Annotated in this window: 21 protein-coding genes; 13 read left to right on the top strand and 8 right to left on the bottom strand. The window is 69.3% G+C overall.

What is annotated here, in order from left to right:
* The first annotated feature begins 39 nt into the window (after positions 1–39).
* Genes AB0I41_RS00080 through AB0I41_RS00095 form a run of 4 tightly spaced genes read left to right on the top strand, consistent with a single transcriptional unit; the run spans position 40 to position 4,209 of the window.
* Positions 40–987, top strand: coding sequence for an aromatase/cyclase (locus AB0I41_RS00080; RefSeq protein WP_357099723.1), 948 nt, complete (start codon positions 40–42; stop codon positions 985–987).
* A complete protein-coding gene (locus AB0I41_RS00085; RefSeq protein WP_357099726.1) occupies positions 980–2,632 on the top strand; it encodes an FAD-dependent oxidoreductase in 1,653 nt (550 codons plus the stop codon). The genes AB0I41_RS00080 and AB0I41_RS00085 overlap by 8 nt, the downstream gene beginning before the upstream one ends.
* Entirely contained in the window at positions 2,629–3,405 is a 777-nt protein-coding gene (locus AB0I41_RS00090) for an SDR family oxidoreductase (RefSeq protein ID WP_357099729.1), read from the top strand. Before AB0I41_RS00085 ends, AB0I41_RS00090 begins: the two co-directional genes overlap by 4 nt.
* A gap of 30 nt (positions 3,406–3,435) precedes the next feature.
* Entirely contained in the window at positions 3,436–4,209 is a 774-nt protein-coding gene (locus tag AB0I41_RS00095) for a cyclase family protein (RefSeq protein ID WP_357099733.1), read from the top strand.
* Positions 4,210–4,304: 95 nt separating this feature from the next.
* Here AB0I41_RS00095 and AB0I41_RS00100 read toward each other — a convergent pair whose 3' ends face one another.
* Both AB0I41_RS00100 and AB0I41_RS00105 read right to left on the bottom strand, forming a co-directional pair.
* Positions 4,305–5,054 (bottom strand): cytochrome d ubiquinol oxidase subunit II, encoded by a 750-nt coding sequence (locus AB0I41_RS00100; RefSeq protein WP_357099736.1) that lies wholly within the window; start codon positions 5,052–5,054, stop codon positions 4,305–4,307.
* Between the two features lie 17 nt (positions 5,055–5,071).
* Entirely contained in the window at positions 5,072–6,325 is a 1,254-nt protein-coding gene (locus AB0I41_RS00105; RefSeq protein WP_357099739.1) for a cytochrome ubiquinol oxidase subunit I, read from the bottom strand.
* 176 nt (positions 6,326–6,501) lie between these two features.
* Between AB0I41_RS00105 and AB0I41_RS00110 the strand changes: the two genes are divergently transcribed.
* The 5 genes from AB0I41_RS00110 to AB0I41_RS00130 all read left to right on the top strand — a co-directional run bounded on the left by AB0I41_RS00110 (position 6,502) and on the right by AB0I41_RS00130 (position 10,819).
* A complete protein-coding gene (locus AB0I41_RS00110; protein ID WP_357099742.1) occupies positions 6,502–7,431 on the top strand; it encodes an ABC transporter ATP-binding protein in 930 nt (309 codons plus the stop codon).
* A gap of 37 nt (positions 7,432–7,468) precedes the next feature.
* Positions 7,469–8,188 (top strand): ABC transporter permease, encoded by a 720-nt coding sequence (locus AB0I41_RS00115; protein ID WP_357099745.1) that lies wholly within the window; start codon positions 7,469–7,471, stop codon positions 8,186–8,188.
* Positions 8,185–8,856: a TetR/AcrR family transcriptional regulator gene (locus AB0I41_RS00120; protein WP_357099748.1), complete on the top strand. Its 672-nt coding sequence runs from the start codon at positions 8,185–8,187 to the stop codon at positions 8,854–8,856. Before AB0I41_RS00115 ends, AB0I41_RS00120 begins: the two co-directional genes overlap by 4 nt.
* A 192-nt stretch (positions 8,857–9,048) precedes the next feature.
* Complete coding sequence (locus AB0I41_RS00125; protein WP_357099751.1) at positions 9,049–10,041, top strand: methyltransferase; 993 nt, start codon at positions 9,049–9,051, stop codon at positions 10,039–10,041.
* A 16-nt stretch (positions 10,042–10,057) separates the two neighbouring features.
* Entirely contained in the window at positions 10,058–10,819 is a 762-nt protein-coding gene (locus tag AB0I41_RS00130; protein WP_357099754.1) for an SDR family NAD(P)-dependent oxidoreductase, read from the top strand.
* Between the two features lie 63 nt (positions 10,820–10,882).
* Here AB0I41_RS00130 and AB0I41_RS00135 read toward each other — a convergent pair whose 3' ends face one another.
* On the bottom strand, positions 10,883–11,923 hold the full coding sequence (locus tag AB0I41_RS00135; RefSeq protein ID WP_357099757.1) for an NAD-dependent epimerase/dehydratase family protein: 1,041 nt from the start codon (positions 11,921–11,923) through the stop codon (positions 10,883–10,885).
* A gap of 181 nt (positions 11,924–12,104) precedes the next feature.
* Here AB0I41_RS00135 and AB0I41_RS00140 point away from each other — a divergent pair, with 181 nt between their 5' ends.
* Together AB0I41_RS00140 and rfbC are read left to right on the top strand one after the other, a co-directional pair.
* A complete protein-coding gene (locus AB0I41_RS00140; protein ID WP_357099760.1) occupies positions 12,105–13,316 on the top strand; it encodes a nucleotide disphospho-sugar-binding domain-containing protein in 1,212 nt (403 codons plus the stop codon).
* 4 nt (positions 13,317–13,320) lie between these two features.
* On the top strand, positions 13,321–13,935 hold the full coding sequence (gene rfbC, locus AB0I41_RS00145; protein ID WP_357099763.1) for a dTDP-4-dehydrorhamnose 3,5-epimerase: 615 nt from the start codon (positions 13,321–13,323) through the stop codon (positions 13,933–13,935).
* 162 nt (positions 13,936–14,097) lie between these two features.
* Here the strand turns inward: rfbC and AB0I41_RS00150 are convergent, their stop codons facing one another.
* The 5 genes from AB0I41_RS00150 to AB0I41_RS00170 all read right to left on the bottom strand — a co-directional run bounded on the left by AB0I41_RS00150 (position 14,098) and on the right by AB0I41_RS00170 (position 20,335).
* Positions 14,098–14,763 (bottom strand): response regulator transcription factor, encoded by a 666-nt coding sequence (locus AB0I41_RS00150; RefSeq protein ID WP_357099766.1) that lies wholly within the window; start codon positions 14,761–14,763, stop codon positions 14,098–14,100.
* A gap of 531 nt (positions 14,764–15,294) precedes the next feature.
* Positions 15,295–16,557: a nucleotide disphospho-sugar-binding domain-containing protein gene (locus tag AB0I41_RS00155; protein ID WP_357099769.1), complete on the bottom strand. Its 1,263-nt coding sequence runs from the start codon at positions 16,555–16,557 to the stop codon at positions 15,295–15,297.
* A gap of 39 nt (positions 16,558–16,596) precedes the next feature.
* Positions 16,597–17,895 (bottom strand): lipopolysaccharide biosynthesis protein RfbH, encoded by a 1,299-nt coding sequence (gene rfbH / locus AB0I41_RS00160; protein ID WP_357099772.1) that lies wholly within the window; start codon positions 17,893–17,895, stop codon positions 16,597–16,599.
* Between the two features lie 35 nt (positions 17,896–17,930).
* The gene (locus tag AB0I41_RS00165; RefSeq protein ID WP_357099775.1) at positions 17,931–18,896 is read right to left on the bottom strand and encodes an NAD(P)-dependent oxidoreductase; all 966 of its coding nucleotides are present in this window, start codon (positions 18,894–18,896) and stop codon (positions 17,931–17,933) included.
* Positions 18,897–18,898: 2 nt separating this feature from the next.
* A complete protein-coding gene (locus AB0I41_RS00170; protein WP_357099778.1) occupies positions 18,899–20,335 on the bottom strand; it encodes an NDP-hexose 2,3-dehydratase family protein in 1,437 nt (478 codons plus the stop codon).
* 244 nt (positions 20,336–20,579) lie between these two features.
* Between AB0I41_RS00170 and AB0I41_RS00175 the strand changes: the two genes are divergently transcribed.
* Positions 20,580–21,836 carry a beta-ketoacyl-[acyl-carrier-protein] synthase family protein gene (locus AB0I41_RS00175; protein ID WP_357099780.1) on the top strand — a complete coding sequence of 419 codons (1,257 nt, stop codon included), beginning with the start codon at positions 20,580–20,582 and terminating at the stop codon, positions 21,834–21,836.
* A gap of 9 nt (positions 21,837–21,845) precedes the next feature.
* Positions 21,846–23,060, top strand: a complete 1,215-nt coding sequence (locus tag AB0I41_RS00180) for a ketosynthase chain-length factor (protein WP_357099783.1) — start codon at positions 21,846–21,848, stop codon at positions 23,058–23,060.
* Positions 23,061–23,111 lie beyond the last annotated feature (51 nt).

Raw genomic sequence — 23,111 nt, forward strand, 5'->3', positions numbered from 1 at the left:
CCTCGTATCGCCCGACGCGCCAGGGAAGGGTGCCGCACCGTGTCCAGCAGCAACCGTCACCATGCCGAGCACGCGATCGACGTCGACGCACCGGTGGACATCGTCTACCGCGTCATCGCCGACGCCGTCGCCTGGCCCCAGCATTTCCGTCCCACCATCCACGTCGAGCGTCTGGAGACGGACGGCACGACCGAGCGACTGCAGATCTGGGCCACGGCCAACGACGCGGTGAAGACGTGGACGTCCCGCCGGGTCCTCGACGAAGCGGGACACCGGGTCACGTTCCGCCAGGAGGTCTCGGCGCCACCGGTCGCCTCGATGGGCGGCGAGTGGCTCGCGGCACCGCGGCCGTACGGCGGCACGCGGCTCACTCTCCGCCACGACTTCACCGCAATGGACGACGACCCGGAGGGCGTGGCCTGGATCAGACGCGCGACCGATCGCAACAGCGATGCCGAGCTGGCCAACATCAAGGCCGTCGCCGAGCGTTGGGACCGCCTCGGCGAGCTGGCCTTCTCCTTTGACGGTTCGGTCACCGTCGATGGCCCGATGGAGTTGGCCTACGACTTCCTCCACCAGGCGGCGCGGTGGCCGGAGCGGTTGCCGCACGTGGCCCGGCTGAACCTGCGGGAGGACGTCGAAGGCATCCAGCACATGGCGATGGACACCCGGGCCAACAACGGATCGGTGCACACCACCGAGTCGGTGCGGGTGTGCTTCCCGGGCCAGCGCATCGTCTACAAGCAACTCGTCACGCCCGCGCTCATGACCGCGCACACCGGCGAGTGGGTCCTCGAAAAAGCCGACGGGGTCGTGCTCGTCACGTCCCGGCACACCATCGTGGTCAACGAGTCGGCCATCACCGGCGTGTTGGGTCCGGACGCGACGGTCGCGTCGGCCCGCGCCTTCCTGCAGAACGCCATCGGCACGAACAGCGAGAAGACGCTGAGACTGGCCAAGGCATTTGCGGAGGCCGGTGGTGACTGATCCGACGAAGGCGCCGGCCGTGCTCGTGGCCGGCGCGGGTCCGGTCGGCCTGACCGTGGCCCACGAACTGGCCCGCCGCGGGGTCGCGGTACGCATCGTGGAACGGGCCAAGGGCCCGGCGGCGACGAGCCGAGCGACGGCGACCCACGCCCGGACGCTGGAGATCTTCGATCAGATGGGGGTCCTGCCCCGGCTGCTGCACCGCGGCCAGCGGGTGGTGCACTTCTCCCTGCACATGCGCGGCCGGCGACTCGTGCGCTTCGACACCAACTACGCGGACCTGCCGACCCGGTTCCCGTTCAGCCTCATGGTGGACCAGGTCATCACTGAGGAGGTGCTTCGGCAGAGCCTGGCGGAGCTCGGTGTGCCCGTCGAGTGGGACACGGAGCTACAACGGTTCGAGCCCTCCGAGGATGGCGTGTCGGTGTCGCTGGGTCACGGGGACGGCAGCGTCGAGCAGCTCGACGTGCCCTGGCTCGTCGGCGCCGACGGTGCCCGCAGCACCGTACGCAAACAGCTCGGGCTGCGGCTGTTGGGCGACACGACCCAGACGTGGATGAACGCGGACGTGGTCATCGACGCCGACCTCCAGCGGGACAGCAACCACCTACTGCACACCGGCAAGGGCACGATCCTGCTCGTGCCGTTTCCGGACCCCGGCAAGTGGCGGGCGGTCGACACCGTCGACGTGTCCGACGCCGAGGACTGGGAACTGGTACGTGCGCGCCTGGCCCGCAAGATCTCGCTGGCACTGCGCCGACCGGTCGAGGTCGCCACGCCGACCTGGGTGTCGGTCTTCACCGTCCAACAGCGCATGATCCAGCAGATGCGGGTCGGGCGCTGCTTCGTGGCCGGCGACGCCGCACACGTGCACAGTCCGGCCTCCGGGCAGGGCATGAACACCGGAATCCAGGACGGGTACAACCTCGCCTGGAAGCTCGCGGATGTCGTGCGCGGCTACGCCGCCGAGGAGCTCCTCGACAGCTACAGCGCCGAACGGGTGCCGATCGGCAAGACCCTGCTCGGCTCGACCCGGACCGCCACGGCGCTGGTCGCCCTGCGAACCGCGCTCGCACCGGTGCTGATCCCGGTCGGCCTCGGCCTGCTCAACCGGCTCAAGCCGGTCAAGCGCAAGATCGAAGGAAAGATCATTCGGGGCTTCTGCGGACTCGCCCTGGACTACGCCGGCAGTCCGCTGAGCGGGGACTCCGCCGCTGAGCGGGGTGCGCTGCCATCCGGTCACCGGGTCGGTTGTACCAGCGGCATGGAGCGTGACCACACCGGTTGGGGCGAGCTGGTCGCCCAGCTCCGGGACCCCCGCTGGACCTTGCTGGCCTTCACGGACGGCACCGGCTCGCGGCGGCTGCTCGAGGAGCTGGATGCACGTTACGGGGATGCCGTCGCGCTGCGTACCGTCGCACCGGTCGGCGTCGACGGGGCGGGCCCCAATCCCCTGGCCGATGCGGATGGCGCCCTGCGGCGCGCGCTCGGGCCGCGGTCCGGCAGCTATGCGCTGATCAGACCCGACGGGTACCTCGCCGGGACCGGTCCACTCGAAGACCTCGAGCGCACCACGGCGCTGCTCCGCGGGTTCGGCCTGGTGAACGGACGCGAGGTGGCACAAGCAGACAGGGGAACGCCTTGACCACGCAGACGGAGATCATCGACTCATCGCTGGACCTGGCCGGCAAGGTCGTGCTGGTGACCGGCGCCACGCGGGGGCTCGGCCTCGCCATCGCGCGGAAACTGTGCGCGTCCGGTTGCGAGGTCCTGCTCAACTATGCGAACGACGACAACGCCGCCGAGGAGGCCGTACGCGCGCTGACGGGCCTCGGCGGCAAGATCGACGTGGTGAAGGCCGACATCGGGCGGCCCGACGAGGTCGACCGGCTTCTCGACGAAGTCACCCGCACGCACGGTCGGCTCGACGTCCTCGTCCACAACGCCTCGCTCTTCCACCCGATGCCGTCCGGCAAGCCGTCGGCCGGACTGTGCGAGGAGGACCGGGCCGTGGCCCTCGGGCCGCTGCTTCACGGGGTCGAACGGCTCGCGGCGATGCTGCCGGACGGCAGCGGCCGGATCATCGCCATCTCCAGTAGCGGAGCCCGTCAGGTGGTGCCCGGCTACGTCAGCCTCGGCATGGCGAAGGCGGCGTTGGAGAGTCTTGTCCGCTACCTCGCGGTCGAGTTCGCACCGAGGGGCATCACGGTCAACACCATCTCCGCCGGCAAGCTCGACAAGGGGACGGGCAGCGACCCGGGAGGGATGGCCACCCGGATCGTCGCCCGCACCCCTGGCGGTCGGCTGACCGGCGTCGACGACGTCGCCGACGTCGCCGCGCTGCTCTGTCGCAAGGAGGCCGGCTGGATCCATGGTCAGGTCATCGTCGTCGACGGTGGCCTCGGGCTGACCGCCTGAACCGGCGCAACGGTATTGGAGAGCAGGCACATGCGCCTCATAGACCTTTCCTCGCCGATTGATGCGACGGCGTGGGAGCCGGATCCGGTCATCCACGAGATCATGTCTCCGGCCGAGGGTGCCGTCCACATGGCGGAGGAGATGCGGAAGCACGCCGGCATCGATTTCGATCCGTCCGTCCTGCCCGGCGGCGAGCTGCTGTCGTTGGACACCCTCACGCTCACGAGTCACACGGGCACGCACGTCGACGCGCCGTCACACTACGGTTCGGTCGCGGCATACGGTACGCCCCGGCACATCGACCAGCTGCCTCTCGAATGGTTCCTACGGCCCGGTGTCGTGCTCGACCTGTCCGACGAACCGGTCGGTACGGTCGATGCCGCCCGGCTGAACGCGGAGTTCGTGCGGATGGGCTACACGCCGCGGGCGCTCGACATCGTGCTGCTGCACACTGGCGCCGACCGGCTCAACGGCACGCCGAAATACTTCTCCGACTTCGTCGGTTTGGACGGGTCGGCGACGAACCTGTTGCTGGACCTCGGCGTGCGGGTCATCGGCACCGACGCGTTCAGCCTGGATGCGCCGTTTGCGCACATGCTCGAACGGTTCGACCACACCGGCGACCCCGGGGTGCTCTGGCCCGCCCACTTCGCCGGGCGGGAACGCGAGTACTGCCAGATCGAGCGGCTCGCCAACCTCTCGGCCCTCCCCCCGACGGGATTCACCGTCTCCTGCTTTCCGGTGAAGATCGCCGGCTCCGGCGCGGGGTGGGCGCGGGCCGTGGCGCTGCTCGACGAACCCTGATCCGTTTTGCCACCGCACGGCCCGGCCGATGTCCCCTTCCGGGCCGTGCGGTCGCCACCCTTCCCAGGTGCATGGCCGTACGGTTGGTGGGTCGGTCAGAAAAAGGACTGCACCGTTGCCGGACGGGTGAATGCCCGCCAGGCCCACCACTGGGCCGCGGCGATCAGTGGCACCACCGGCAGGGCGATCCAGGCCATCGTGCTGAGCGTCCCGTCCGGAGCGGCATTGTCGAGCAGATGCGACGCCCGCAGGCTCACCATGACCAGGGCGGGTAGCACCGCCGCGAACCCGGTGACCCCGATCTTCGAGAATGGACCGAGTCGTCGCGCGATTAGTGTCGCGGCGCGGTTGCGTGTCTTCGATGCCGCGAACACCAGGCCGTGCACGGCGAGCAGGGCGGTCACGGCGAGACCAAGCAGGATGCCGGCCGGGCTGAGGACCTGGCGGTGGAGGCCGACCAGCAACGCGTAGAGGATCAGTCCCCAGGTGAACGCGAGCGTGATGCTGCCGGTGACGACGAGACCGTCACACCAGAGCCGCCACGCGGGAGCCGTTGCGCGGCGCCGGAACCAGACGCCGGCATCGCGGACCACCCAACCGAGCAGCAGGACGACCACGAGCGGATACAGGGCGGGCAGCACATGACCCTCGACCGACGGGAACGCGCCGAAGAGCAAGCCGGCAACCGCGACCAGCCAGACCTCACCGACGAGCACCAGCGGCCCGAGCGTGGACACCAGCCGGGCCCGCTCCCGCTCGCCGCGCCCGAGGACGGGCAGCAGCACGCCGACCCCGATGTTCGCGCCTTCCAGCGCAAAATAGCCGACGAGGATGAGGGCGAACAACACGAACCACAGGACTGTCATCCCTGTTCTCCGATCAGGCTCCGCGCGGGGGCGTCCATGTCTGGCGGCGCGCCCGGCGTGGGGGGCGGCGTGCCGAGCGCGACGTCGTCGGGTCCGCGTCGCGCGGCGCCGGCGATGAGGACGTAGTCGAGCACCACCAGGATCCCGAGGACGACGGCGAAGCCGATCAGGGAGGCCAGGATCATGTCGGCCGTGATGCCGGGGGTGAGCGCGTCGGCGACCCGGAGCTTGCCGTAGATAAGCCACGGCTGCCGGCCCACCTCCCGGCTCACCCAGCCGAGGACGGACGCGGCATAGGGCAGTGGGATCAGCGCGATCAGCAGCGGATGCAGCCATCGCCACCGGGCCAGCCGGTCGCGCCGGAGCAGAGGCAGCATGACCAGGATGCTGAAGAGCATCAGGGCGTCCCCGATGCCGAGCATCGTGTAGAAGGGGCCGTCGATCGCCGGGGCGTCGAACTTGCCCGGCTGCGTCCGCTCGGCCGGGAAGACGGAGAGGTGGCCGGACACAACCGTCAGGATCGTGCCGATCAGTGCGGTCACCACCGCGGTCCGCAGCGAACGAGTGAAGAACTCGGAGGCCGACGTCCGCCGGAACAGGTGATAGGAGCTGATCGCTATCATGACGAAAGCGGCGGTGACCAGCGCGGCACCGACGACATGGGGCAGCGACCAGGCCAGGTGCCGATTGCCGATCAGCGCGCCGAAGTCGGTGAGCACCAGTTGGCCGTCGCGCTCCTCGACGCCCACCGGGTTCTGCAGGAACGAATTGGCCACCATGATCCAGAATGCCGACAGGTAGGCCGTCAGCGTGACCAGCCAGATCAGGGCCAGGTGCACTTTCGGGGGTATCCGGTGCCAGCCGAAGATCCACAACCCGAGGAGGGTCGACTCCAGGAAGAACGCCACCATGGTCTCGAGTGCCAGTGGGGCACCGAAGACGGCGCCGGCATAGTGCGACAGGCCACTCCAGTTGAGCCCGAACTGAAACTCCATCACCAGGCCGGTGAGGATGCCGACCCCGTAGTTGATGAGGTAGATCTGGCCCCAGAACCGGGTCATGCGTTCATGGATCGCGGCGCCGGTGAGCACGTGCCGGGTCTGCATGATGGCGACCAGCGGTGCCAGCCCGAGCGTGAGGGCGACGAACAGGAAATGCAGATTGGTCGTCATCGCGAACTGCAGGCGTGCGAGATCAAGCGCATCCACGCCAGGTCCTCCGTCTCGGATGGCCGTTGATGAGCGCGGCACAGCCCGGCCCCGTCCTACAGCGCTGCGACGACGTGGACTCGTGACGCGACGTGCGGCAGCCCGGCCACCACGCCGACTCTACGCCGTAGAATTGTCCGGTGCAACGCCTTGACTCGGAACGAGGGCCGGCTACTCTACTGCGTAGATGAGTTCTACGCCGTAGAAGGGGAGCCGCTTTGCTGGAAATCAAGGACCTGAAGAAGGCGTATGGCGGCGACCATCCTGTTCTGCGCGGGGTCGATCTGTCGGTGCGGTCCGGGCAGATCGTGGGCCTGCTCGGTTCCAACGGCGCCGGTAAGACGACGCTCATTTCGATCGTGGCGGGGCTTCGGTCAGCCGACGGTGGCAGCGTGCGGGTCGCGGACATCGACGCGCTGCGCGACCGGCGCGGGGCCGCCCGGCACATCGGGCTGGCGCCGCAGGAGCTGGGCATCTATCCGACCGTCACAGTCCTGGACAACCTCGAGTTCTTCGCAAGGCTGGCCGGTTTGTCCGGCGGTGCCGTACGGCGTCGGAGCCTCGAGGTCGCGGCGGCGCTCGGTCTGGGCGAGTCGCTGAAGAAGAAGGCCGGCGAGCTGTCCGGCGGTCAGAAGCGCCGGCTGCACACCGGCCTGGCAGTCCTGCACAAGCCCGACCTCATGTTTCTGGACGAGCCGACCGTCGGTGCCGACGTGCAGTCCCGCACGGGGATCCTCGACATCGTCCGCTCCCTCGCCGCCGAGGGTGCCGCCGTCGTCTACACCACCCACTACCTGACCGAGCTGGAGCAGCTCGACGCGGACATCGCGGTGCTGTACGAGGGCCGGGTGGCCGTTCACGGATCGCTCGCCGAGGTGGTCGGGCGCTACGCCACCGCGAGTGTGGCACTTCGCTTCGACGGGCCGCCTCCGGCGCTGCCCGGCTGGCGGGCGAACGAGTCGACGCTGGTGCCGATCGAGCCGCCGTCCGATCCGGCCGCGGCCGCCGCCGGTGCGCTCGCGACGCTGGGCGACAGTATCCATTCGCTCGCCGGCGTCGAACTCGTCCGTCCAAGTCTGGAAACCGCCTACCTGGCCATCACCGGCCGGGCACTCACTTTGGAGGACGACCATGATGTCGTCGCGTAGCCTCGCCATCGCCCGGAGCGGCACTCGGCTGCTGCTGGTGGACCCCGCCCCGTTCGTCCTGACCATCCTGATGCCGTTGCTGCTCACCGCTTTCCTCCTGCCCGCGACCAAGGCGCAGCTGACGCAGTCCGGTTATTCCGGCGCCACCGGCAGTGAGCAGCTCATCCCCGGCCTCAGCGTGCTCTTCGCCCTGCTGGGTACCGCGCTGGTCGGCACCCTGTTCTTCCGCGAGCACGCCTGGGGCACCTGGGACCGGCTCCGCGCGAGTTCCGCCTCGACGCTGGACATCGTGCTCGGCAAGGTCGCCCCGCTGTACGCGGTCCAGCTCCTCCAGATGGGTGTGTTGTTCCTGGCCGGCGCGCTGCTGTTCGGATACCGCCCGAACGGCTCTGTCATCGCACTGATCGTCGTGATCGCGGTGTTCGTCGCGATGGTGGTGTCCTACGGTGTGATGCTGGTGGCGGTCTTCGCCACGATGGACCAGGCGCTGGTCATCGGTAACCTGGGCGGCATGCTCATGGGCGGCATCGGTGGTGCCCTGGCACCCGCCTCGGCGCTGCCCGGCTGGTTGCAGGCGGTAGCGCACATCAGTCCCGCCTACTGGGCTCTGGACGCGCTGCACAAGATTACGCTCGACCACGCCGGTCTCGCCGACGTGGCCCCGTCTTTGCTGGTGATGGCCGCCTTCACGCTAGGCTTCGCCATCGTGGCCGGTCTGCGTTTCCGGCCATCGGATGCAAAAGTGGGAACCACATGACCGAACGCTCGACGAGAGGCACGAGCAGCGCCGGACGACCCGTTCGCCCGGCGCTGACGCGCGACTACATCATCCGGACCGCAATGGCCCTCATCGACCGCGACGGGGTCAGTGCGCTGTCGATGCGCAAGTTGGGAGCCGAGCTCGGCGTCGACCCGATGGCGGTCTACTACTACCTGCCGAACAAGTCCGCGCTCTTCGACGGTTTGATCGAAGCCGTCTACACGGAGATCGAGACTGCCTTCGACGCCGTCTCCGAGGGCTCGTGGCGCGAGCAGGTTGCCACGTTCATGCGTGCGATGCGTGAGGTGCTCCGCCGGCACCCGAATCTGCTCTCGGTCATCGCCACCCGCCCCGCCTACGCACCGTCGGTGCTCGCCTTCGGGGACCGGGCGATCGGGCTGGTGCAGAGCTCCGGGTTCACCGGCCGGGAGATCCTCCACATGGTCAACTGCCTGCGTACGTTCACCGTCGGCCACGTCTTCGCCGAGATGGGGGATCCGGTCGGCGGCCCGACGACCTCACCGGAGGCCGTCAATGCGATGATCTTGGAGAGCTATCCCAACCTGGCCGAGGCCATCTCGGGGGGATACCAGCCCGACGAGGAATACGAGCTGGGCCTGCAGGCGCTGCTTGACGGCTTCGAGCAGCGGCTGTCCCGGAGTTGACGGCCGGGCCCGGACCGCCCGCGAGGCGGACCGGCGGAGATCGAACGCTTCTCGACGGCTCCTCGAGGGTGACGAAGAAGGCTGGCAGCGGCGCATCACCGACGCGCAGCCTCCGCTTCGAACACCGAGAGGGCGGTTCATTCGACCATGGGCGACACGCTACTGGGCCTTGCCAGGCAGGCACGATCGATCATGCAGCTCAACTCGGCCTACTTCCAATCCAAGGTGCTGCAGAGCGCGGTCGAGTTGGGCCTGTTCGAGATGCTCGCGCAGCGTCCGGCGACGGCTGACGAGGTCGCCGAACAGCTGAAGATCCGGCCGCGGATGACCCCCGACTTCCTCGACGCGCTCGTCGGCCTGAACCTCCTCACCCGTGCGGGCGGACGCTACGCGCTCGGCGACGGCGTCGGGGAGTTCCTCACCTCCTCCGGCGGCCACTACATCGGCGGCAGCATCGTGCAGCACGCGAGGAAGCACTACCGGCTCTGGGCCGACCTGACCCAGTCCCTGCAGGACATGGCGGCCGAGGAGCATGTGCTGTACGGCACGGACTCGTTCCTCAAGGTCTACGAGAACCACGAGGTCGTGCGTGGGCTGATGAACCACATGGACACCTACAACGGCTTCGTCGCGCCGCAGTTGGCGACCGCGATCGACTGGAGCGGTTACCGGTCGTTCGTCGACCTGGGTGGGGCGCGGGGGAACGTGGCCGCGCTCCTCGTCTCGGCGGTCTCGCACCTGACCGGTGGCGTCTACGATCTGCCGCCGGTCAAGCCGCTCTTCGACGAGCACATGGCCAAACACGGCACCGCTGAACGGGTCACCTTCCACGGCGGTGACTTCGTACAGGACACCCTGCCCGAGACGGATGTAATCATCATCGGTCACGTGTTGCACGACTGGCCGCCGGAGTACCGGGAGAAGATCATCGGGCGCACGTTCGCGGCAATCCGGCCGGGCGGTGCCCTGCTCGTCTACGACGCCATGCTCGACGACGCGCGGACCGAGGCGCCGGCACTGCTGCAGAGCCTGAACTGCCGGGTGCTGAGCCGGGGCGGCGGGTCCGAGTACTCCGCCGAGGACTGCCGCGGATGGATGGAGAAGGCGGGCTTCCGCTACGACACCGTAGTCGATCTCGAAACCGTCACCAACGATCGGGTCGTCGTCGCCCGCAAACCCGCCTGACCGGCAAGGCCAGATCATGGATCTCGGGCTTTCCGGCAAGACGGTGCTCGTCACCGGGGCCACCCGCGGCATCGGGCGCGAGGTCGCCCGGGCGTACGCCACCGAGGGAGCCCGGGTCGCGCTGACGTACCACACGGACAGGTCGGCCGCCGAGGCGATCGCCGACGAACTGGGCGCAGCACGGGATCAGGCGTTCGCGGTGCCGTACTCGCTGGACGACCCGGCCGCCGCCGCACAGGCGACGGCCGCGGTCGTCCAGCGCTGGGGTGCGCTTGACATTCTGGTGGCCAACGCGGTGCGGCGGCCGCCGAGGCGCGACGCGGGTGTCCGCTTCGAGGACGTCGACGACGAACAGTGGCTGCCGGTGGTGCACGACAACCTCGGCGGCACGATCCGCCTCACCCGCCTGGCCGTCGCCGAGATGCGGTGCCGCACGTGGGGTCGGATCGTGCTGCTGTCGTCGCACAACGCGCTCGGTGGCGGCTCCGGGCAGGAGTTCCTGGGCGCCGCGAAGGCGGCGCTGCACGGCTTCGCCCGCAGCCTGGCGTGGGATGTCGGCAAGGACGGGATCCTCGTCAACGTCGTCTGCCCCGGCCTGACCACGACCGCCGACGTGCTTTCCAGACTGCCGGCTCCGGTCCGGGAGCGAGAGACCGCCGGCACCCCGACCGGCCGGCTCAGCGCCCCGGAGGACGTGGCGCGGACGGTCCTGTTCCTGGGCTCGGCCGCCAACGGCAACACGACCGGCGAGACGGTGACCGTCTCCGGCGGCCGGTGACGGACGAGCGACATCGACGGCGCTCACCGGCCGGCCTGCGGCAGGAGACCGGCCGGGCGGTGCTCAGTCAATCATCGGGGACGCCACGAACTCCATGACCCCGTCGGTGAAGTCGACGGCCGGACGCCAGCCGAGCTCCGCGATCAGCCGCTGCGGCGTCGCGACGAGGTGGCGCAGGTCGTCGAGGCGGCACTGCCCGGTCAGCACCGGCGCCGGCGCGCCGGCGATGCGGGCCATCGTGGCCGCCATCTCCCCCACCGTCCGGGGCTGGCCGCTCGCGACGTTGTACGCCCGGAAGCCCTCGACCTGCCCGCTCAGGGCCGCCACATTGGCCGTCGCGACGTCCCGCACGTGGACGAAGTCGCGGCGCATGCGGCCGTCCTCGAACACCTGGGGCGTCTCGTTGCGCTGCACCAAGCTACGAAACGTGCACGCCACCCCGGAATAGGACGAGTCGCGTTTCATGCCGGGCCCGTACACCTGGTGGTACCGCAGCGCGGTGCCACTGCCGCCGGTGTGGATGGCCCAGGCCCGGACGAGATGCTCCTGGGCCACCTTGCTCGCGCCGTACATGCTGAGTGGCTCCAGCGGCGCGGTCTCCTCCACGACGACCGGTGTCAGCTCCCGTCGGCAGCGCAGGCAGCGATGCTCGAAACGGCCGGCGTCGATGTCCTCCCGCTGCCGCATTCCGGGCGAGGACTCGCCGTGCTCGTCGCAGCGGTACCGTCCCTCGCCGTAGACGACGACCGAACTGGCGAGCACCAGCCGGGTCAGGCCGAGCCGGGTCATGGTCGCCAGTAGCACGCCCGTGCCGTAGTCGTTGCAGCTGGTGAAGCCGGGCGCGTCGATCGTGCCGCGACCCCGGCCGACCATCGCGGCCTGGTGGCAGACGACGTCGATCCCGCGCAGGGCCGCGGCCAGGGTCGCCTCGTCGCGGACGTCCCCGACGATCAGCTCGACATCGGCCGGAAACGTGGGGGTGTGCCCGCCGTGGACCTGGGGCAGCAGCGCGTCGAGAACGCGGGTCTCGTGGCCGGCCTCGAGGCAGGCGGACACGACCGGTTGGCCGATGAATCCCGCACCTCCGGTGACGAGCACACGCATGGATGGCACCTCCGCAGACGACGGATCGACCGTTCGCGGTGATCCTCGGCTGGTGGGCTCGATGATGGGTTGAGATGGCTTCGAGCAGTACCGGCGCGGCTCCACTGCTGCTCGACCGGCACTCGACCCGTCGGGCGGAGCATGACGGCACGTCACACTGACTCGTCAGAAGGTGGTCGCCTTGCGTGTACTTTTCACCAGCTACGGGACGCGCCCCCACTACTTCCCGATGGTGCCGCTCGCCTGGGCCTGCCAGACGGCAGGGCATGACGTCCGGGTCGTCGGCGCGCCCGCGATCGCGGAGCCGCTGCGGGAGTCTGGGCTCCTCGGCGCGGCGGTCGGGAGGGACGCCGACATCTCGGCCTTCATGGCCAGCGGAGCGTTCCGCCCCAAGCCGCCACAGCCTGGCGAGACCACGGAGGAGGCGCTGGCGCGATTCGTCGACGGCATTGCTCCGATCGCCTTCCTGCGCTGCGAGGGCATGATCGAGGAGACCGTGCAGTTCGCTCGCGCATGGCGCCCCGATCTGGTCGTGTACGACCCGGTGACGTTCGCCGGCGCGGTGGCCGCGCAGGTGCTCGGCGTTCCCGCCGTGTGCAATCTCTACGGGATGGTGCGACACTTCCGGGTCGAGATGGACACCATCTACGGCACCGAACTGCGCTCCGACTACGTCAACCAGTTCAAGCGCTTCGGGGTCGAGCCGATCGCCGACCCGGCGGCCTGGGTCGACCCCTGCCCGCCCAGCCTGCGGTGGCGCGACGAGGACGGGCCGTCGTCGTACACGGCGGGAGCGCCCCGCTTCGACATGCAGTTCGTCCGGTACAACGGATCGGGCAACGTGCCGAATTGGCTGCTCCAGCCGGGCGAGCGTCCCCGGGTGGTCTTCACCTGGGGGACGACTCAGGAGAAGAAACTTGGCCCCGAGGTCGTCCAGTTCGCCCGCGAGGCCATCGACGCCATCGCCGCGCTCGACGTCGAGGTCGTCGTCACCGTCGCTGCCACCGCGCCCGGTAACGCCGGTTACCTGGCCGGTCTGCCGTCGAACGTCCGTACGGTCGACTGGGTGCCGTTCCAGCTGCTGGCCGACGCGAGTGCCGCCGTGGTCCACTTCGGGGGTACCGGCATGATGCTGACGACGGCGGCGTGCGGCAAGCCCCACGTCGCGATCACCGCGATCCCGGAGGGCATCTTCAACGGGCAACGGATCGAGGCCGCGGGGGTCGGTCGGCACCTGCCGCAGGAGGAGGCCGACGCGGCGGCGATCCAGTCCGCGGTGAGTGCAGTGATCGGCGGCGGGCCGTACCAGCGGGCGGCGCTGAACCTGCGCCACGAGATCGAGGCCCAGCCCCGGACGAGTGAGATCGTGCGCAGGCTGGAAGAGATCGCCTAGCCCGGTGAGCATCGAAGAGACGGCGGTGTCGGGCGCCTTCCGCATCGTCCCGGAGCGCTTTCCGGATCATCGGGGAGTCAGCCTGGAGATGTTCAAGAGCGGCGCCCTCACCGGCGTGATCGGCCACCCCTTCAGGATTGGGCAGTTCTACTGCTCGACGTCACGGCGCAACACCCTGCGTGGGATCCATTCCACGGCGCTGCCGCCCGGCCAGGAGAAGATCGTGACCTGTGTCCGGGGGGCGGTGCTGGACGTCGTGGTCGACCTTCGGGTCGGCTCACCGGGATTCGGTCAGTTCGATGTCACGGCGATGGACGGCGCGTCGGGGGTCTCCGTCTACCTCGCCGACGGACTCGGGCACGCGTTCCTCACGCTGACCGACGATGCCTGCATGGCCTATCTCTGCTCCACGGAGTACGTCCACGGCACGATGATCGAGGTCAACGCGCTCGATCCGGCGCTGCGGCTGCCGTGGGGCCTGTCCGAACCTCCGATCATGTCCGCGAAGGACGCCGCCGCGCCGTCGCTCGCCGAGGCACAGGCGGCGGGACTGCTGCCGGGCTACGAGGAGTGTCTGACGTTCGCCGAGCGGCTCGCCCCCGGTGACGTCCTGAGCTGAGCGGCGCACCGCCGCACTCGGGGGCCGTCCCGCACGCTTCCGCGCTGTCCGCCACAGAGGTATGGGCGGACACCGCGGCAGCGTGCCGACCGGAAATGTCGGACCGTATCCGGGATGGTGGCTCCGCGGGCTCAACCTGAGAAGGACGACGAGCCAGGGATGCTACATGCTGCCGCCCAACACGGACGGGATCAGGGTGGCCATCATCGCCTTGTTGACGGCGTCCACCCGCGATGCCGCTCCGAGTTTCATATAGACGTTGCTCAGGTGCCGTTTGACGGTCCCCTCGGTGATGGAAAGCCGCCGCCCGATCTGTGCGTTGCTGAGCCCCTGCGAGGCGAGGATGAGTGCTTCCCGTTCACGCCGGGAAATGCCCTCCGCCCCGCTACGCCCGGTCTGCAAGGCATAGGTGAGCGTGTCGGCCGAAACCATCATGACAATGCGTCGCTCGCGCGCGAAAAGGCTTCTGATCGCGCAGACGAGTTCGAGTCGGGTGATGCTTTTCAGCACATAGCCGCCCACTCCACTGGTGACCGCGGACCGGATCAACCACGGATCCTCATGCCAGGTGAGGACCAGAAGCCTGGATTTCGTCTTCAGATCACCGATCTGACGCACGCGCTCGGCCAGCGCCTCAGGAGTATGTGCGTCGACCAGGACGATATCGGGCTCCGAACTCAAGATCATATCCACTGCGGCCTCGGGGCGGCCTGTCTCGCCGACGACCGACAGTTCGCTTTCCGTCTCCAGTGCTTCCCGGAGCGACTCCCGGAACAGCGTGTGGTCGTCCAGCAGGAGAATCCTTATTGGTGTACGTGCCGCTGTCACTCGCCCTCCATACCGCCTGCTTGTACGTCGGCAGTGTGAGCCCCCGTTGTGGGCCTCGCCGTTGCCTACACGTCGACCGGCCACGATCAGTGACCTGTCCACGAATCAAGGGTGCGGGCTCCATCTGTCCGTAGACGGCGCGCTGTCCGTCGAATCGACCGCGCAGAAACTGGCCTCCCCCCTGGCTCCAGCGTCGGCATCGCCTGCGCCCGCAAGCTACGACAGTGCGCGGACGGCCAACCACCACCACCGTCCACTGCGTCGCACCATTGTGACGCGGGATCCGGCGGCCGGCCCTCCACGATACCCGGTTCTCCTACAGCGTAGAGTTGGGTTCTAAAGGCCGGCTAACTCCCCTGCTACGGTCGGTTACCCGTCCTTGCCTGCGCTGATCGGACGGATCCGTTCCTCGTACGGTGCCGGCGCGGCAACGCGGTCCGAGGCGTGGAAATGCCCTGGAGGTCATCCGGATACGGCGGGGTGTCCGGACAACCTCGAGACACTGTTGTCGCTGACGCTGTACCCACGCCGTCAGGCACTCCGGACGGCGAGGGCGTCGGCGAGGTCGGCCGCGGTGAGCCGACCCGTCCCGGCGAGCCGTTCCAGCGGTGCCACGAGATCGGCGGCGGTCGGGTTCGCGGCCATGTCCGCCTGGATCTTCTTGGCGGCCTCCCGCAGTCGGGGGCTGCCGAACAACTCGGCGGTGCCGGCGCGCACCTCGTCGGCGGTGGCGTTCAGGCCCGACAGCACCAGCGCCGAGCCGGCACGCGCGAATCGTCGACCCATCTCGACACCGTCGTCCGTCATGGCGAGCATGAGCTGCGGCAGCCCGGCTGCGGCGCCGCTCATCATGGGGTTGCCGCTGCCCTGGTGGATGATGGCATCGCTGGTCGGCAGCAGCATGTGCAGCGGAAACTCGCGGAGGACCCGCACGTGTTCCGGCATCGCCCCGAGGGCGTCCGCCTGGGCCGGCGGCGCGGTCACCACGACTTCCGCGCCCAGCGCCACCGCGGCGTCGATGGCGTGCCGCAGCGTCGGTACCGCCGTGCCGAAGATGTTGGCGGTTCCCCGGCTCCAGAGCAACGTCACGCGGGGACGGCTCGGCCGCTCGAGGACCCACAGGGGCATTTCACCCGGTCCGTTGTAGGTGAGGTAGCGGATGGGCAGGCGCAGCGCGTCGCCGTGCGCGGGCATGATCATGCTGGGCGTCGGATCGATGACGTAGCCGATGAGCGACCGTTCCAGCGTGACGCCGTACCGGGCGGCGGCGTTGGTGGGGTCGTACAGGCTGGCCTCCGCCGCCCCGAACATGCCCAGCGAGTGGTAGGCCGACGGCACGCCGGTCACCTGGGCCGCGAGCACGCCCTCCGGGCTCATGAGGTCATGGATCACCAGGGAGGGCCGCCACGCCCGGGCCAACCTGACCGCCGCGTCGAAGTTGCGGTCCAGGATTTCCTGGGATTCCCGACGGAATACCGGCTCGTTGGTGGCGACGTCGTAGTCGGCGACGTCGGTGACCGGCTCACCGGTGATCGGGTGCAGCAACGGCACGTCGTCGGTGAACTGGTCCGGTTGCCGCACCGCCGCCGCGTACCGGGCGAGGCGCTCCAGCTCGACGACGCCGAGCGGCTCGAGCACCGCGACCGGCGTCAGTCCGGCATGGCTGATGGTTGTCGTCTGCGGGGGTGCGCATGCGAACCGCACCTCGTGCCCGGCGGCCTGCAACGCCCAGCCGAGCGGGAGCATGCAGGAGTACAGACCTCGCCAGTTTGTGGTTGTGAACAGCACACGCATGTGGTCTCCTCTGCGGCACCCCGCCCCGAGGCGGAGTAGTCAGGAGGTGGCGACGAACTCGCGGATCGTCGCCACCACGTAGTCGATCATCTGGGCGGTCAACGCCGGGTAGACGCCGACCCAGAAGGTGTTCTGGGTGATGAGGTCGGAGTTGGTGAGGGCGTGCGCGATCCGGTGCTCACGGTCCACGTACGCGGGATGGCGGGTGAGGTTGCCGCCGAAGAAGCGGCGGGTGGCGACGCGCCGGGACTCCAGGAAGTCGGTGAGCCCGCGACGGGTGAAGGGCGCGTCCGGTTGCACGGTGATGACGAAGCCGAACCAGCTCGGGTCGCTGTCCGGGGTCGGGCTGGGCAGCAACAGTCCCGGTACGTCGCGCAGACCGTCGTGCATGCGCTGCCAGTTGCGCCGGCGGGCCGCCCCGAACTCGGCGACCTTCGCGAGCTGGCTGAGGCCGAGGGCCGCCTGGAGGTCGGTCGACTTCAGGTTGTAGCCGACGTGGGAGAAGATGTACTTGTGGTCGTAGCCGTACGGCAGCGTCCCCAGCTGGTACTCGAAGCGCTTGCAGCAGGTGTTGTCCTTGCCCGGCTCGCACCAGCAGTCCCGGCCCCAGTCGCGCAGCTGCTCGACGATCCGCGCCAGCGACACACTGCGGGTCAGCACACAACCGCCCTCACCCGTGGTGATGTGGTGCGCCGGGTAGAAGCTCACGGTGGCGATATCGCCGAACGTGCCGGTGAGCTGGCCCTGGTAGGTGGAGCCGACCGCGTCGCAGTTGTCCTCGATGAGGTACAGGTCGTGTCTCCGGGCCAGCGCCGCGACCTCGGCCACGGCGAACGGGTTGCCCAGCGCGTGCGCGACCATGATCGCTCTGGTTCGGGGCGAGATCGCGTCGGCTATCCGCTCAGGCGTCGTGTTGTAGGTGCCGAGCTCCACGTCGACGAAGACCGGGACCATCCCGTTCTGGATGATCGGGTTGACCGTGGTGGGAAAGCCGGCCGCCACCGTGATGACCTCGTCCTTCGGCCGGAGTCGCCGCTCGCCGAGCGTCGGCGACGTCAGCGCCGTCAGCGCCAACAGGTTCGCCGACGAGCCCGAGTTGGCCATCTGGGCCTTGCGGAGGCCGAAGAATTTCGCGAGGTCCCGCTCGAACCGCTGGGTGCTGACGCCGGCGGCGATCCGCATGTCCAGTGCCGCCTCGACCAGTGCCACCCGGTCGTCGTCGTCGAACGTGGCACCCGAGGACTGCACGAGCGTCACGCCCGGAATGAACTCCTGGTCCGAGCGGAGCTGATGGTACTTGCGGACCAGCTCGAGAATCTCGGTCTTCTCATCGCTCACGGCGCATCTCTTTTCGCAACGCGGTTGGCGGGTGCTCATGGAGTCGGCACGGCGCCGAGTTCGGGGGCCGGTTCGCTCGCCGCGAGCCACATCGCCCGGAGCGAGCCTGTCAACGTGGTTCGAGCCCGCCACCCGAGCAACTGGTCGGCCAGCGTGGTGTCGACCGTGATGTGGTGGGCCCCGCCGCTGTTTCCGACGGCTCCCGGCCCGACCGGCTCGAGCTCGGCGACGGTCGCGGGTACGCCGCTGATGGCGACGAGCTCGTGGACGAGCCAGCGCACGCTGGTCGCCGCACCGCTGCCGATGGGGATCACCCGACCGCCGACCGGCCGGACCGCTGCCCGTACCACCGCGTCGGCGACGTCGGCGACGTCGATGTAGTCGCGGGCTGCGTTGAGTGCCAGCAGTTCCAGGACGCCCGACTCGCCCCGCCGGTGCAGTCGCGCCAGTTCGGCGACCACGCGGCCGGGCAGGCTGGTCGTCGGCGCGTCCCGGCCGAGCAGGTTGACGACGCGCAGTACGACGGCGTCGATCGCGCCCGCCGCATGCGCGCTGCGGACCAGCGTGGTCGCGCGCAGCTTTGTCTGCCCGTACACACTGGTCGGGCGCGTCGGGGTGTCCTCCGTCAGGGGGGCGCCCGCCGCCGCGTCGCCATGTTCGTGGACGGTGCCGAGCTGGATCAGCCTCGGCGTCCACGACAGCGCGGTCAACGCCGTGACGAGTTGCTCGACCAGGAGGACGTTGGCGTCACGCATCTCCCGCTCGGTCGCGCCGAACACCCCGCCGGCGGCGTTGACCACCACCGCGGGGCGCTCGTGCAGCAGCAGCGGCAGAACCGACGCCGTACACAGGTCCAGGGGTTGTGTCCGGACGCCGGGCAGGGGCACCGGCCGGCGGGACACCGCCACCACGTCCCACCCGGCCCGGGTCAGGTCGCGGCAGACCCGCCGCCCGATGAAGCCCGCTCCGCCGAGCACGACGGCGCGTCGGTCGGTGGACATCCTCACCACAGGGTGTGCAGGCAGGTGAGGAGACAGCGCGCCTCAACGTTGAAGTAGTGCCCGTGCCGGGTGAGGTCGGTCAGCTGGCTGATGGTGGCCCATACGTATCCGTCCGGCACGTCGGTGGGGAAGGCATCGTCGACCTCGATGATGAGGCAGCGGTTCTCCGCCTGGAAGAACCGTCCGCCCTCCTCGGAGTGCACCACGTCGAAACGGATCTGCGACGCGGGCGCGGACAGGACGTAGTCCAGGAAAGGCGGCCGGCCCTCGTCGTAGTTCTCCGGGCTGCACTGCACCGTCGGCGCCATCTCGACGACGTCGAACGTGCCGGCCTGGGTGTGCGCCTGCACGAGCGCGTGCAGCACCCCGTTGACCTGTCTGGTGAGCAGCGCCAGTACGCCCCGGCTCGCCGGCGCGATCATCGGCTGCGACCAGCTGGTCACCTCACGGTCGTCGGCCTCCACCCGCACGCCGACCACGGAGAAGTACCGCTCGTCCTCATGATGGATCCGGTCGGACGTCCGCAGCCATCCCTTCGTCTGGTGGAGCGGGATGGGGCGTCGCCTGAGGGTCCGGCGCGACTTGACGTCGGTGAACCAGCTCACCAGGTTGCCGGTCGCGTCGTTCGGGTCGGGCCTCGTGCTCAGTGACCGCAACAGCGCCCCGCGGAAGGAGTCCTCGTTAAGCAGGGACGGCCGGTCGATCGGCGTCGCGAGAGGGATGATCGACATGACACTCCGGGTGTCCATGTTGACCAGGTTTTCCACGGCCAGCAGCTCGTGGAGCTGTCCGACGGTGAGCCAGCAGAAGCCGTCCAGCACCGGTACGTCCTCGGTCACCTCGACGATCATGTTGCGGTTGCGCTTCTGCAGGAACCACGCGCCCTGTTCGGACTGCAGGGTGTCGGCCACCACCCGGCCCCGGCCGGCCGTGATGAAGTGCTCCAGATAGGGAATGGCGTTGCCCTGGTGCACTCGCGTGTAGTTGCTCGGTGTGGCCTGCACCGTCGGGGACAGTTGGATGCCGTTGACGTTGCCGGGCTCCATCTTCGCCTGCATGAGACAGTGCAGGACGCCATTGAACTCCTTGACCAGGATGCCGAGGATGCCGATCTCCGGCTGGAGGATGATCGGCTGGGACCAGGTGGGGTTGTGCCGGTGGCCGGTGACGACCTCCAGCCCCTCGATGGTGTAGAAACGTCCGCTGCGGTGGCCCAGGTTGCCGGTCTCCGGGTCGGCGCTCCACCCGTCGAGGTCGTCGAGCGCGATGAGGTCCACGCGGTGCTTTCTCGAGAGTGCGCGCTCGGCGAGCCACGCGTGGAACTGCGCGGTCGGCATGACTCCGGTGCTGTACGTGTGCGCGGACTCGGCGAACCGGCGGGCGGTCCGGTCGTCTGCGCCGGTGAACGATCCACCGATGACGGTAGCCGTCTGTGGCACGGAGACTCCTTCCCTCATGTGACGGGTTGGGGCTGGCGGCCGGTGCGGACACGGTTTCCAGCCACACACGGCGATCTTCGGCCGACGCGCTCGAGCGTCGGTCGACCTGGCGTCCAATCCGGCGTCGCCACGGTCTCTCCAGAGACCCTTGAGTCGGAATCGAGGGCTGGTGCACATGGTCGGTGACGGTGTGGTCGCGGTTGCGCATGCGATCGCGAAGCTGCTGTGAGGAGCGAGAGTGTCGATGAATCGACGTGTCGCCATCACCGGGATTGGCGTGGTAGCGCCCGGCGATCCTGGCGTGAAGGCGTTCTGGGAACGGATCACCGAGGGACGCACCGCCACAAGGACGATCACCAGCTTCGATCCGTCGCCGTTCCGGTCCAGGATTGCGGCCGAGTGTGACTTCGATCCGGTGCGGGAAGGGCTGACCCCGCAGGAGGTGCGGAGAATGGACCGCTCGGTGCAGTTCGCGGCCGTGGCGGTCCGTGAGGCGCTGACCGACAGCGGCATCGAGACCAAGGATCTGCGGCCGGACCGCACCGGGGTCAGCATGGGCACGGCCGTCGGTGCGACGATCAACCTCGACGAGGAGTACCGCATCCTCAGCAACGGTGGCCGGCAATGGGTCGTCGACCCCGCGTATGCGGTGCCGCACATGTACGACTATCTCGTCCCGAGCGCGATGGCCAGCGAGGTTGCCTGGTACGTCGGCGCGGAGGGGCCGGTAGGGGTGGTCTCGGCCGGCTGCACGTCCGGGCTCGATTCCGTCGGGCACGCTGTCGGGCTGATCCGCGAAGGCACGGTCGACGTGATGTTCGCCGGCGCCGCGGACGCGCCGATCTCGCCGATCACCGTGGCCTGTTTCGACGCGATCAAGGCGACGTCCAATCGCAACGACAACCCGGCACACGCCCTGCGCCCGTACGACCGCACCCGGAACGGGTTCGTGCTCGGCGAGGGCGGCGCGGTCCTCGTCCTGGAGGAACTCACGCACGCCCGGCGGCGGCGGGCCCACGTCTACGCCGAGATCGTCGGCTTCGCGTCGCGCAGCAACGCCTTCCACATGACCGGGCTGCGTCCCGACGGTCGGGAGATGGCGGAGGCGATCCGTTCGGCGCTCATTCAGGCGCGGCTGGCACCGGAGGCGGTCGACTACGTCAACGCGCACGGAACCGCCACGAAGCAGAACGACCGGCACGAGACGGCCGCGTTCAAGGCGGCGCTCGGCCCGCACGCGTACGCGACGCCGGTCAGCTCGATCAAGGCTGTCGTCGGGCACTCGCTCGGTGGGATCGGCTCGATCGAGATCGCCGCGACGGCCCTGGCGATCGAGCACGGGATCGTGCCGCCGACCGCCAACCTGCACGACCAGGACCCGGAGCTGGACCTCGACTACGTGCCGCTGGTGGCCCGGGAGAAGCGGCTCGACGTGGCGTTGACCGTCGGCAGCGGCTTCGGTGGTTTCCAGAGCGCCATGCTGCTGGCCCGACCCGAGTAGGGGGCACGGATGAAGACGGTGGTGACCGGCATCGGCGTCGTCGCGCCGAACGGCGTCGGTGTGGAGGCGTTCTGGGCGAGCACGCTCAACGCGGAGAGCGGCATCGACCACATCCGACGGTTCGACGCATCTGGGTTCCCGATCCGGCTCGCCGGGGAGGTGCATGACTTCGAGGCCGCCGAGCACATCCCGGGACGGCTGCTGCCGCAGACCGACCGGTTGACGCAGATGGCGCTGGCCGCAGCCGACTGGGCGCTGGTCGACGCGGCCGTCGACACGAAGCGGCTCGACCCGTTCGACATGGGGGTGGTGACAGCGAACTCGGCCGGGGGCTTCGAGTTCGGGCAGCGGGAGCTGGAGAACCTCTGGGCGAGAGGGCCCGAGTACGTGAGCGCCTACCAGTCGTTCGCCTGGTTTTACGCGGTGAACACGGGGCAGATCTCCATCCGGCACGGAATGCGGGGACCGACCGGCGTGTTGGTCAGCGAGCAGGCCGGCGGGCTCGATGCCATCGGGCATGCCCGGCGGCACGTACGCAACGGGGTACGCCTGCTCGTCACCGGTGGCATGGAGGCGTCGCTGTGCCCGTGGGGCATGGCGGCGCAGGTGCCCAACGGGCGACTGAGCCGGCGGGACGACCCGAGGCGGGCCTACCGCCCGTTCGACGCGGACGCTTGCGGGTACGTGCCGGGTGAGGGCGGCGCGATACTCATCGTCGAGGACGCCGCGACCGCGTGGGAGCGGGGCGCACCACAGATCTACGGCGAGATCGTCGGCTACCGCGCCACGTTCGACCCGCCTCCCGGCTCTGGCCGGCCTGGCCGGCTGGAGGCGGCGATCCGGGGTGCGCTCGAAGACACGGAGCTGTCCCCCGTCGACGTCGACGTCGTGTTCGCCGACGCGGCCGGGGTGCCCGAGCTGGACCGGGCCGAGGCACAGACGATCGCGGCGATCTTCGGGCCGGCGGGCGTGCCGGTCACCGCGCCGAAGACGATGACCGGCCGGCTCAACGCCGGTGCCGGCGCACTCGACATCGCGACCGCTTTGCTGGCGATCCGCGACGGCGTGATCCCACCCACCGTCAATGTGGATGCGCTCGCCGAGGGGTGCGAGCTCGACCTGGTGCGCGAGCCACGTTCCGGGCACCTGCGCACCGCGCTCGTCATCGCCCGCGGGTTCGGCGGCTTCAACGCCGCGATCGTGGTCCGCGCCGTCGACGGGTGAGCCGGTCGGCGGTGCCACGAGAGGGGACCCCGACCGTGACGGTCGGGGTCC

Source organism: Micromonospora sp. NPDC050200 (assembly GCF_040656135.1).
Lineage (GTDB): Bacteria > Actinomycetota > Actinomycetes > Mycobacteriales > Micromonosporaceae > Micromonospora.